The 12,245-nt window shown below is 67.3% G+C and carries 8 protein-coding genes and 1 CRISPR repeat array (1 of these 9 running past the window's edge); all 8 genes read right to left on the bottom strand.

The window, feature by feature from the left end; all coding sequences use genetic code 11:
* Positions 1-215: 215 nt before the first annotated feature.
* A complete protein-coding gene (locus APAU_RS02735; protein WP_006300140.1) occupies positions 216-911 on the bottom strand; it encodes a hypothetical protein in 696 nt (231 codons plus the stop codon).
* Positions 912-917: 6 nt separating this feature from the next.
* Complete coding sequence (locus tag APAU_RS02730; protein WP_006300139.1) at positions 918-1,823, bottom strand: chemotaxis protein CheV; 906 nt, start codon at positions 1,821-1,823, stop codon at positions 918-920.
* A gap of 120 nt (positions 1,824-1,943) precedes the next feature.
* Positions 1,944-3,515 (bottom strand): Ppx/GppA phosphatase family protein, encoded by a 1,572-nt coding sequence (locus tag APAU_RS02725; RefSeq protein ID WP_006300138.1) that lies wholly within the window; start codon positions 3,513-3,515, stop codon positions 1,944-1,946.
* The gene (locus tag APAU_RS02720; RefSeq protein WP_050792455.1) at positions 3,503-4,096 is read right to left on the bottom strand and encodes an HD domain-containing protein; all 594 of its coding nucleotides are present in this window, start codon (positions 4,094-4,096) and stop codon (positions 3,503-3,505) included. Before APAU_RS02720 ends, APAU_RS02725 begins: the two co-directional genes overlap by 13 nt.
* Positions 4,093-5,067 carry a CHAD domain-containing protein gene (locus tag APAU_RS02715; protein ID WP_198004028.1) on the bottom strand — a complete coding sequence of 325 codons (975 nt, stop codon included), beginning with the start codon at positions 5,065-5,067 and terminating at the stop codon, positions 4,093-4,095. Before APAU_RS02715 ends, APAU_RS02720 begins: the two co-directional genes overlap by 4 nt.
* A gap of 20 nt (positions 5,068-5,087) precedes the next feature.
* Entirely contained in the window at positions 5,088-7,232 is a 2,145-nt protein-coding gene (gene ppk1 / locus APAU_RS02710; protein ID WP_006300136.1) for a polyphosphate kinase 1, read from the bottom strand.
* A 62-nt stretch (positions 7,233-7,294) separates the two neighbouring features.
* The gene (locus APAU_RS02705) at positions 7,295-9,139 is read right to left on the bottom strand and encodes a GGDEF domain-containing protein (protein ID WP_006300135.1); all 1,845 of its coding nucleotides are present in this window, start codon (positions 9,137-9,139) and stop codon (positions 7,295-7,297) included.
* 136 nt (positions 9,140-9,275) lie between these two features.
* Positions 9,276-9,929 carry a VOC family protein gene (locus tag APAU_RS13495; protein ID WP_006300134.1) on the bottom strand — a complete coding sequence of 218 codons (654 nt, stop codon included), beginning with the start codon at positions 9,927-9,929 and terminating at the stop codon, positions 9,276-9,278.
* A gap of 610 nt (positions 9,930-10,539) precedes the next feature.
* Positions 10,540-12,245: a CRISPR direct-repeat array (repeat unit 29 nt; unit sequence CGGTTCATCCCCACGTGCGTGGGGAAATG); it runs 1,381 nt beyond the window's last position.

Below are 12,245 nucleotides of genomic sequence, written 5' to 3'. Positions count from 1 at the left end.
AAGATCTTCCAGGACGCGGCGAAGCGGATCGGAGAGTTTCTGAAGCGGCAGGCCGACGAGGGGCTCCAGAAAACCTACGACACCCTCCTGGACATGGTGGACCGCTTCAAGGGCTACCCCAAGGACGGAACCTCGACGCCAGCGCTTCCGAAGGAAGCCTGAGATCTGGGGAAAAAAGGCGGCCGACCCTTTCCGGGTCGGCCGCCTGCGTTTTGCTACGGGGCTCCGTCCTCCTCCTCCGGGGGAGGCAGCCCCTCCAGGAGGGCCGGGAAGGCCACCTCCGGGGGAGGGCCCACGATGCGCCGGGTCTCCTCCAGGGTGATGTCGAAGAGCACCTGGGCGATGGCCATCTGCACCACGTCGTCCGTCTCGTAGGGGATGGACCCCCGGCGGTAGCCGAAACGCTCCGCGAAGAACCCCGCGGAACCGTGGCGGCTCCCCACCACTGCGGAGAAGTCCCCCTCCAGCCCTTCGAGGAACCGGTCTTCGTCGAAGAAGGGGTCCTCGCTCACCAGGGCCACCACCTTGCACTCGTCCAGCAGGACCGACCGGTCCCAGACGCCGCAGAGGGTGAGCCCCGCCCGGATGTTGCCGTACTTGGCCTCCAGCCCCGCCAGCAGATCCTCAATGGCCTTGGAGTAGGTGAACACCAAGGTGAAGCCCAGCTCCGCCTCGCCGCTCCGGTCCGGGTCGTAGAGGTGGTCCCGGAAGAGGGTGCCCCCGTTGCCGCTCTGGAAGCTGCGAAGAAAGAGCAGCTCGCTGTCCATGTCCATGGCGAAGGAGGCGATGCGGGCGAGCCGATCGCTGTGGAGCCGGTTCGCGGACACGGGGGAGTAGTCCACCCCGTAGGGGATCCAGGACGAGATGTCCAGGTCCACGTTCCGGTTCCAGTAGAGCAGGCTTTGAACCACCCGGACCTAGCCCTGCGCCTTGAGCAGCCGCGTCACCGTCTCCACCAGCAGGGAGATCTCCGGCTTGGAGATCTGGGCGTCCGCCCCCACGCTCTGGGCCTTGCGCTTGATGTCCTCCGCCACGATGGAGGAGAAGACGATGGTGGGGATGTGCTTCAGCAGGGAGGATTCCTTGACCTTGCGGGTCAGGGCCAGGCCGTCCATCTTGGGCATCTCGATGTCCGTGATGAGCAGGTGGAAGGTGTCCTCCTCGTCGTTGAGGCGGTCCCAGGCGGCCTTGCCGTGCCCCACCAGCTCCAGATTGTGGAAGCCCCCTTCCGCCAGGGCGTCCTGGATGAGGCGCCGGATGAGGGGGGAGTCCTCCGCCACGAGGATCTTGTACTGGTTCGGGTCCCCCAGGGAGGCGGTGATCTTCCGGGCGTGCCCCTCGTCCATCCTGAACTGCTCCGCCACGGCGGGGTTCACCACCTGGACGATGCGCTCGTAGTCCAGGAGGAGGATGTTGCGCCCCTCCCGCTTGATGACGTACAGGGCGTTGTCCCCCAGGAAGGTCCCGGTGAGGGAGGCGTCCAGCTCCTCGGAGTTGATGCGGTAGATGCGGTCCACCGCGTCCACCACGAAGCCCAGCTTCATACGGTTGAACTCCGCCACGATGAGCTTGCTCTGCTCCTCCTCCACCCCGGGTTCGATGCCCAGGTACGCCCGAAGGTCGATGAGAGGGATCACCTCGCCCCGGATGGTCGTGATGCCCCGCATCGCCGGGTGCGCCTTGGGAACAGGACGGACGCCGGTCCATCGAAGGATCTCTCGGGTTTTGTCCACGTTGATGGCGAACGGCTGGGTCCCGAGCATGAACACGACCACCTGCCATTCGTTGGTGCCCACTTCAGTCAGGATTTTCTCGTCCTGCATGCCATCACCCCGTTTTCGCAAGTCCACTGAAGGCCCGTCGTGCGTCCCCGCACTGCCCGCTTCGTGATTCCACCCCGTCATCTTACCCCAATACGGGACCCTTGCGGAAGACGGGGGACGTCAGGACGCCTCGCTGCGCAGGGTGGGAAAGAGGCGGGAGACCAGGTCCTTCTTGAAGACCTCCCGGAAGGCCTCCTGGTGTCCCGAAAGGCCCCAGAGTTCCAGCTGGCATTCCCCGGAGGCGTACAGCTCCAGCTCCACCCGTCGGCGCCCCGCCTCCCGGAAGCGGGCGGAGCGCACCACCCCGGAGTGGCTCCGGTCCAGGCTCTCCGCCAAGCGCAGCAGGAGGCACAGCACCCGGACCTTTCCCTGGCTGAGTTCGTCCAGTTCCGCGAACTGGGGATGCTTGCGCCGGGGGAGCTTCTTGCGGTGGTAGTACGCCGTGGCGGCCATGATCTGGATCTCCGTCTGGTCGAACCCCAGCAGCTCCGCGTTGCGGATCAGGTAGTGGGTGTGGGTGTGGTGGTTGGAGAAGGAGAGGAACATGCCGATGTCGTGGAGCAGCGCCGCGTAGACCAGCAGCTCCCGCTCCCGGTCCCCCAGGTCGTGGAGCCGGGCCTCCCTCCCCGTGTCGAAGAGTTCCGCCGCCCTCTGGGCGATGTGCCGGGCGTGGGGCTCGTCGAAGTGACAGGTGCGCCCCAGCTGGAGGACGCTGCGCTCCCGGGCGGAGAGGTCCGCTCCCCAGGCCTCCGGGGCCGTCCGGGCCAGGTAGTCCACCAGCAGACCGTCCCGCAGGCTGCGGTCGCTGGTCTCCAACAGGGGGATGTCCAGTCCCTCCATCAGGGTCTCCACGATGGCTCCGCCTCCCACCAGGATGTCCGCCCGTTCCGGCTGGATGCCCGGAAAGCGTCTGCGCCCCTCCAGGTCCAGCCCCCGGAGATCCCGCAGCACCTCCCGCAGGCAGGGCAGGGGGATCCTCCGGTCCGGGTCCCCCGTCCGGAGAGAGCAGATCTCCCCCAGGTTCAGCAAGGTCCCGGAGCTGCCGAAGGCCCGGTCCACCCCCAGGGCGCGGATCCGCTGCACCGAGCGCACCGAGGCGTCCCGGACGTACTGTTTCATGTCCCGATAGGTCCCCTCGGGGATGGGAGCCCGGCGGTCCTTCCCCTGGAAGAGGCTGGAGACCCGGATGGCCCCCAGCTTGAGGGTGTCCAGGTACTCGTGCTGGTGCTGGGTGCCCACCACCAGCTCCGTGCTGCCCCCTCCGATGTCCACGAAGAGCCCCCGGGCCGCTCCCAGGTGGAGGCCGCTGGCCACCCCCAGGTAGATGAGCCGGGCTTCCTCCCGACCGGAGACGACCCGCACGTCCAGGTCCGCCTCCTCGCGAAGCCGGGCCAGAAAGCGCATCTGGTTGGCCGCGTCCCGGGTGGCGGAGGTGGCCACCGCCACGATCTCCCCGTCCCCGTAGGAACGCACCAGGTCCCGGAAGCGGCGGCACACCGCCACGCACCGATCCATGGCCTCGGGCTGGAGTTCCCCACCGCCAAACTCCCCCTCCCCCAGGCGGACCATCTCCCGCTGCTGGTTCACCACCACCGGGGCGCCGTCGCGGATCTGCACCACCGACAGGCGCACGGAGTTGGTGCCGATGTCGAACAGCCCCACCGTCCGGCGAGGGGTCTCTAGGGTTTCCATCGCATCACCAGGTTTCTTTCATGGAGTCGGCGGAACAGGTCCGCCTTGCGGTCCGCCGCCCGCAGGGCCGCCTCGGGGGGCTCCTCGGACCACACCTCCAGCAGGGGCACCCCGTCCCGAAAGCGGCAGCGCAGCCCCTGGACGCGGCCCCGGTGCTCCACGTCCAGGCCGTCGGCCACCCGAAGCAGCGCCGCCAGCCAGCGCACCCGCCGACGGTCCTTCGGGGACAGGTCTCTCATGGCCCGGTGGCGGGCCCGGGGCAGGGCCTTGCGGTGGTACCGGGCCACGGCGGCCACCAGGTTCCGGTCCTCCTCGGGAAAGGGCAGGTCCTCCCCCCGGCGGATCAGGTCGTAGGCGTGCTTGTGGTGTCCCTTGCCTCCCCTGGACCACCCCACGTCGTGGAGCAGCGCCGCCGCCTCCAGCAGGGGGCGGTCTCTCCCCTTGAGGCCGTGGACCCCTCGAAGTCCGTCGAACAAAAGAAGGGACAGACGGGCCACCTGGTGGCTGTGGGCCGGGTCCGGGTCCAGGGGCCGGGCAAAGGCCTCGATCCGCTCCCTCGCACCTTCGTCCAGTCCCTTCACGACGCCGATGGGACCACGTCCTTCCCCAGGGTGGTTCGGATCTGTCCCCAGAGGTCCTCCTGGGCGAAGCGCTCCCAAAGCTCCCGGGCCTTGCGGTGGGCCTCCTCCCGGGCTCGGGCCCGGTCCTCCCGCACCGCCCGGGCCCCCGGCACCAAACGGGAAAGGGAACGGGCGTGTCCCAGGTAGTCCAGGGCCCGGCGACGCTCCTCCTCCAGGAACCGGTCCACCCGCTCCACCCACACGTCCCCGTCGTGCACCTCCCCCAGGGCGGACTGGAGCTTGCGGATCCGGTCCGCCAGGGGGTCCAGCTCGTCGTCGTACAGGGGGGAGAAGAGTTCCAGGCCGTAGCGCAGGGCCTTGGCCCGGATCCTCATGGCGTGGTGCTGTTCCGCCGCCTCGGGACGGGACAGGTAGGGCTCGTAAGACAAAAGACGCTCCGCCAGGATGCCCAGGTCCTGGTAGGCTCTCCGGCGGGCATCGGCGACCCAGCCCGGCTCCTCCTCCCCCAGGGAGGCGGCCAGGCGCTGCCGGTGGAGGTGTTCCTCCAGCCGGGCGATCCCGTCCCCCTCCTCCAGCCGGAGGAGCAGCCGCTCCAGCTTAGGCTGGAGGCGTCCCCGTTCCTGTCGGAGGCGCAGCAGGAGGCGATCCACCCCCTGGTGGTCCCCCTTGGCGGCATCCCCCTCCCGGAAGGAGACCAGCCACTGGATCTGCACGTCCCGGTCCCGTGCGGCCCCCAGCCTTCGGGTGATCGTCCGGACCTCCCGCCCCGCGGAGGCGGGCACGTCGGCCGCGTCCCCCAGAAGGGCCAGGGCGCTGCGCACCCGCCGGGAAGCCACCCGCATGCGGTGCAGGGGCTCGATGTCTTCGTTGCGCCGGACCCCGGGGATCTCCTTCCGCAGGTCCTTGAGGTGCCCCAGAATCCGCTCGGCGGCGAAATCCGCCCGGGAGCGGCAGGGCAGTCGTTCCTCCACGTCCATCCTTCCCTTCCCGGTCACCGGCGATGCCAGGTCCCCCGATGATCCACCAGCCACTGTTGGGAGTCCACCGGCTCCTCTCCCTCCTGGGGGGTCAGGCGGACGTACTCCCCGTCGGAACCCAGGAGGAAGGCCCGGCGGTTGTCCCGCAGGTGCATGGGCAGGATGTTCTCCAGGATGCTGGCCCGAATCTGCGGGTCCAGAACCGGGAAGAGCACCTCCACCCGCCGGTCCAGGTTGCGGGGCATGAGGTCCGCGCTGCCCAGGAAGACCTCCTCCTCCCCCCCGTTGTGGAAGGCGAAGACCCGGGCGTGCTCCAGGAAGCGCCCCACCACGGAGGTGACCCGGATGTTCTCGCTCACCCCCGGCACCCCGGGGCAGAGGCAGCAGATGCCCCGCACCTGGAGGTCCACCTTCACCCCCGCCTGGCTGGCCCGGTAGAGGGCCTGGATGCACTCCCGGTCCACCAGGGCGTTGAGCTTGAAGGCCAGGCGCCCGCCCCCGCAGGCGACGTGCTGCTCCACCTCCCGGTGGATGCGCCGCAGGATCTCCTGCCGCAGGTTCCCCGGGGCCACCAGAAGCCTGCGGTAGGCCTGCTGACGGGAGTAGCCCGTGAGGGAGTTGAACAGCTCCGAGGCGTCCGCCCCGATGTCGGGGTCGCAGGTGAGGAGGCCGAAGTCCCCGTACACCGCCGCGGTGCCCGCGTTGTAGTTCCCCGTGCCCAGGTGGACGTACCGCCGGATGCCCCCCTTCTCCCGACGGATCACCATGCAGACCTTGGCGTGGGTCTTCAGGCCCACGAAACCGTACACCACGTGGACCCCCGCGCTTTCCAGCGCCCGGGCCCAGCCGATGTTGTTCTCCTCGTCGAACCGGGCCTTCAGCTCCACCAGCACCGCCACCTGTTTGTCCTGCTGCCGGGCCTCCATGAGGGCCTCCACGATGGGGGAGTTGCCCCCCACCCGGTAGAGGGTCTGCTTGATGGCCAGCACATCCGGATCGTTCGCCGCCTGGCGGAGGAAGTCCACCACCGGGACGAAGGAGTCGTAGGGGTGGTAGAGCAGCAGGTCCCTTTGACGGATGGCTTCCACCAGGGGCTTGCCCCGCACCAGGTCCCGGGGCACCGCGGGCTGAAAGGGGGGGTCCTTCAGGTCCGGCCGCTCGGTTTTGCACAGCTCCATCAGGTCCGCCGCGCCGATGGGGACGTCCAGGGAGTAGACCTGGTAGGGCGCCAGCTCCAGGTTGCGGGTCAGGATGTCCCGGATGCGCTTGGGGGCGTCCTTCTCGATCTCCAGGCGCACCACCGACCCGAAGCGGCGCCGATCGATGCCCTCCTGGATGGACTCCAGCAGGTCGTCCGCCTCGTCCTCCTCGATCTCGATGTCCGCGTCCCGGGTGACCCGGAAGAGGAAGGACTCCTCCACCTGGTAGCCCGGGAAGAGCATGTCCAGGTTGGCCCGGATCATCTCCTCGAACCAGAGAAAGCGCCGGGGCGCGTGGGTCTTCAGGCCGATCTTGTGCAGACCCTCGTCGTCGTCGTTGGGCACGGGCAGCAGACGCGGAAAAGTGCCGGGCACCTTGAGCCGGGCGAAGCGCTCCCCCCGCCGGGGGTCTTTGAGGACGATGGCCAGGTTCAGGCTGAGGTTGGAGATGTGGGGAAAGGGATGCCCCGGGTCAAAGGCCAGGGGGGTGAGGATGGGGAAGATCTCCCGCTCGAAGAAGCGCCGCAGCCCCGACCGGTGCTTGTCCTTCACGGAGTCGTAGGGCACCACGTCGATGCCCGCATCCCGCAGCCGAGGAAGCAGGTCCTTCTGCCAGCACGCCGACACCTGGTCCAGGGTGGGCAGCAGACGCTTGCGCACCGCCCCCAACTGCTCCGCCGGGGTCATGCCGTCGGGGGGAAGGTCCAGGACCCCCTCCAGAAACTGGCGGCGCAGCCCCGAGACCCGGATCATGAAGAACTCGTCCAGGTTGCTGCCGAAGATGGCCAGGAACTTCACCCGCTCCAGCAGGGGCGTGGAGGGGTCCAGGGCCTGGGCCAGGACCCGTTCGTTGAAGCGCAGCCAGCTCAGCTCCCGGTTGAAGAAGCAGAAGGGCTCGCTCTTCTTCCGGGGCTGCTTGGGCTGTTTCGCCGAGGCTTGTTTCTTCGGATCGTCCCCCACAGGAAGGGCCTCCTCGACCGGCGACGGCACCTGTGCGCCGGGGAATGAGATGATACATTCCATTATGCCATAACCGGGGTTCCGCGGCTTTCCGTCCGCAAGGGAGGGACGGCAAGATCCAGGGGAAGGGCGCAGGCGTAGCTGCTTCTCCGAAGCAGGGCGGAGCGGATCTTGGCCTGCTTCTTCGCCTGGGCGGCCAGTTCCGAGAGCAGCGCCGGGTGGCGGTCCCCTCCGAAGCACTCCGGGTGCACCACCGCCAGGCTCAGGGTCACCAGGGGCACGCAGACCCGGTTCCCCGTGCGGTCCGTGGCCCAATAGGCCCCTCGGTCCAAATCCTCCAGGGTGAACAACCCCTCCTTCTCCCGATCGAAGGCCCCGCAGATCTCCTCCAACACCTCCTCGGAAACCCTGCCCGGACAGACCAGGATGAAGTCGTCCCCCCCCACGTGCCCCAGGGTGGTCCCGGGGGGGAGCACCCCTCCCAGCCCCCCCAGAACCCGGCCGCTCAGGCGGATCATCTCGTCTCCCTTGAGGAAACCGTACCGGTCGTTGTACTCCTTGAACCGGTCCAGGTCCGCATAGATCACCCCGAACTCCTCCCGCTCCAGGACCTGTCCGATCCACTGCTCGATGAGCCGGTTCCCCGGAAGCCCCGTCAGGGGGTTCGCCCCCTGGGCCGTCTCGATCTCCAACTGGGTGGCCCGGGCGATGAGCTGCTGGATGGTGAGGGTGCCCAGGAACTCCTGACGGGGCCCCGTCACCACCACCGGATCGTACAGATCCTCCCGCCCCCGCTCCATGGCCCGCTTCGCCAGGGCGGTGACGGGGATGGTCTCAGGCACCACCAGGGGATCCCGCTTAGCCACCACCTCCACGGGCTTCTTCTGGAACAGGTGGTACCCCACGGGGCCGCCGGTCTTGGAGTAGAAGGACTGCCGGGTCACCAGCCCCACGGGAGTCTGCCCCCGAAGCAGCACCAGATGGTCCAGGTTCAGGTCCCGACGGAAGAAGCGATCCACCTCCTCGCAGGTGGCCGCCCCCTCCTGGAGGTCCCGACACTGAAGCACCAACTGACGGACCTGCTCGCCCCCGTCCAGGGCGGGCGGGCAGACCTGATCGTGCATCCCCCGAAGGCGCTCCGCCACCGCCGGGTCCACGTCCCCCGGTTGCGGCTCCGGCCGGGCGAAGAGGAAACCCTGACCCAGGTCCACCCCCAGGCGCAGCAGGGTCTCCAGGTCCTTCCAGGTCTCCACCCCCTCGGCGATGATCCGGGAGCTGACGTTGTGGGAAAAGGACACCAGGGCCTTCACCAAAAGCTGTTTGTACGGGGACTGGTGGATCCCCTGGACGATGCCCATGTCCAGCTTCAGGTAGTGGGGAGCGCAGCTGATGAGGGTGAGGAGACCCGAGTTCCCCACCCCGAAGTCGTCCAGGGCCAGCTGGAACCCCTGGTTGATGTAGTGGGCGATGAGGGTCTCGAAGCGGTCCTGGTCCTCCAGATTGCCCCGCTCGGTGATCTCCAGGACGAACATCCGCTGGTCCAGACCGTAGCTTTTCAGATGGGAAAGGGTGAACCCCTTGGCGAACCGGGGGTCCCCGAAGATCCGAGGGCTCACGTTGAGGAAGAACTTGCGCCCCTCCCGGGCGGAATCGGGCAGATCCGCCACCCCGCGGATGGCGGCGAGGCGGCAGGCGTACTCCAGTTCCCACACCAGACCGCACCCCTCGGCGATGCGGAACAGGTCCATCGGGCTCCTCAGGGGCTCCGCCCCCCGGGAGAGGATCTCGTACCCCAGGAGTTTCCCGCACCGAAGGTCCACGATGGGCTGGAACACCGGCGTCACCGCCTGGGCCTCCAGCAGTCGCTCCAGCTCCCGCACTTCCCCCTCGTCCCGCAACGCCTCCATACCCTCCACCCCTTCCGTTCGGGGACAGAATATCAAGGCGGGATCACGGCTTCGTTACGGGAACCGCACAGGGAGGACACAGACGGAAGACGGAGGGCAGGAAAAGGCAAAAGCGCCTCCGCCTCTCCCCCAGGGCCTACCAGCGAAGCTCCAGGGGCAGCGCCGGGGCGAAGCAGCGCCGCCGCGTCCCCGGCCCGGGCCCCAGGCGCAGCGTCAGCAGGTCTTCGTCCCCCCGGAAGGCCCGAAAACCCGCCAGACCGTTCACGGCCTCCAGGGGGCCCGAAAGGGGAACCCCCTGCTTCGACCGAAGCTCCACCTCCCGAACCCACCCCGCCCCCGCCACCTCCGCCTTGGGCTGCGAGGCGTTGCGCTCCCCGTAGGGCCCCGCCCCCGCGGGGATGCAGAAGACCAGGGGCTCCTCCGTCCCCGCTCCACACCCCACCCGGATGCACCCCCGTCCCCCCAGATACGGGGGGCAAAATTCCCAGATGGGGAAGGGCAAGACCTCCTCCGGGTCCTGCACCCGAAGGCCGATCCCGAAGGGGGAACGCCCCTCCTCCCCGCCGCACCGCTCCCAGAGCCCCATGGGGGCGGTCAGGGGGCTTCGGGCCTCCTCCTCGTCCTCCACCCACAGGATCTCCAGCATCAGGTTGCGGAAGAAAAACCGTCGGTTCGCCGTCCCCTGCCCCTCGTGCCGGTTCCCACTTCCCTCCCGCAGGCCGAACTCCGTCAGCAGATCCCCGCACCGCCCCCGATCCCCCACACACAGAAACAGGTGATCCAGCTCCATCCCCGCTCCTCCCTCCCGGCAACACAACCTGTTCTTCCTTCCTCGGATGACGGGGAGAAAGGGTGAAGGGCACGCGGGGAAACGCCCCGGACCCGGGAAGGGCAACCTGCCGGGGGACAGTCCTTGAGAAGAACCGTTCCAGCTCCAAATTCGATGTGCCCGGACGATCCCTGATCCTGGTAGTACCCCGTCAGCCTTTCCGCAGGACCGTCAGGTCCGTTTCGTCGGGGATTCGGGCTGCAAATAAAGATAGCAATGCACCACGATACCCCGTGAGGATTGCAGTAAAATCAAGCAGGGGTGTTCGGCATGGAACAACGGGGTTCCTATGGGAAACACGCACAAAGGGAGGAACTTGGCCCTGTTGAGTCGGACCTGGCGAGGACGCAAGAAACTCTTGAGGCCCTTGCGAAGGAAGTTCACACTTTCTGGTGCCATGATGCCTGGCGGATCCTATGCAAGATCGGGGGCTTCGTCGCCATTTTGTGGTTGTTTGGCTTCTTCGGCTAGAGCGCAGCCAGGCAAACCCTTCATACAAAGACTATTAAATTGGTTCATCCCCCGTGCGTGGGAAAATGGGACTTTACGACGAACAACCCTGGCCCTACTACGGTTCATCCCCACGTGCGTGGGGAAATGAGCCTCCACGGGAACCGGGCCTGCCAGGACAGCGGTTCATCCCCACGTGTGCGGAGAAATGGGCTCGTCCACCCGATCCGTCACGGAGTCGTTCGGTTCATCCCCACGTGCGTGGAAAAATGGAGTCCGGTCTCCTGGGCGATCTGGCTCATTCCGGTTCATCCCCACGTGCGTGGGGAAATGCCATAGATCACCGCCCGGGACGGGGGGCACCCCGGTTCATCCCCACGTGCGTGGGGAAATGACCTCGATTCGCTCCTCGTCGGTCTTGCACGCCGATTCATCCCCACGTGCGTGGGGAAATGTACCCCGTCACGTCCGCCCCGCCCACCTTGACCGGTTCATCCCCACGTGCGTGGGGAAATGGGGACGTTGCCCCCCAGGCTGCCGCGAACGCCGGTTCATCCCCACGTGCGTGGGGAAATGGCCTTCCTGGAATCGTCCCACCCGCGCGGTTTCGGTTCATCCCCACGTGCGTGGGGAAATGGCATGTTCCGCAGGGTTCGGCATCCGGTGGAATACGGTTCATCCCCACGTGCGTGGGGAAATGGCCCTGGTCGTTCGGCTGGTGGCGTCCAAGCGCGGTTCATCCCCACGTGCGTGGGGAAATGCACTGGAAGCCGCGTAGCCCAGCACCCGGCACCGGTTCATCCCCACGTGCGTGGGGAAATGAAGATCATATCCACCACTCCGTTTCCGCGACGCGGTTCATCCCCACGTGCGTGGGGAAATGCGAAGCCCCTGCACGTTCGTCGGGACCGTCACCGGTTCATCCCCACGTGCGTGGGGAAATGGAGTCCAGGTCCTTCCAGTCGCCCCGGGCCCCCGGTTCATCCCCACGTGCGTGGGGAAATGGGGCGTCAGCGTGGGGGACCGGTACCTGGAGGCGGTTCATCCCCACGTGCGTAGGGAAATGGCCACAAAACGGGCACGGCTTCAGCTCGCTCACGGTTCATCCCCACGTGCGTGGGGAAATGCCGCGCTGTGGGCGGGGGGGAAGGTCCTGGCGCGGTTCATCCCCACGTGCGTGGGGAAATGGTGCGCTCTCCACTGTCTTATCAAACGCTTCTCGGTTCATCCCCACGTGCGTGGGGAAATGGTGCGCTCTCCACTGTCTTATCAAACGCTTCTCGGTTCATCCCCACGTGCGTGGGGAAATGGGATGAATCAGACAGACAAAGTGCTAACCCTGCGGTTCATCCCCACGTGCGTGGGGAAATGGCCTCGTTGCCCTTCTCCGGGAGCGCCGCCAGCGGTTCATCCCCACGTGCGTGGGGAAATGTTCTCCAGGTCCGAAACTCCAAGCCCCAGTCCCGGTTCATCCCCACGTGCGTGGGGAAATGGGGATGTCTGCCAGGAGGATTTTTGCGGCCCTCGGTTCATCCCCACGTGCGTGGGGAAATGCCCGTCGCCACGGGACCCCTTGACGTGCATCTCGGTTCATCCCCACGTGCGTGGGGAAATGTTGCGGGGGAGGGGTAGCCGGTGGAAACGATCCGGTTCATCCCCACGTGCGTGGGGAAATGGTCAAGCTCCTCCTCGGCCCAGGCCCCGACGGCGGTTCATCCCCACGTGCGTGGGGAAATGGTCACGCTTCTGCCGCTCGAAGAGCGTGAACGGCGGTTCATCCCCACGTGCGTGGGGAAATGCATCGCGTCTGCCCAGGCATCCATTCTT

The organism is Aminomonas paucivorans DSM 12260, assembly GCF_000165795.1.
Classification (GTDB): domain Bacteria; phylum Synergistota; class Synergistia; order Synergistales; family Synergistaceae; genus Aminomonas; species Aminomonas paucivorans.
The sequence above is the reverse complement of the archived record's forward strand: the minus strand, read 5'-3'. Positions and strand labels throughout refer to the sequence as shown.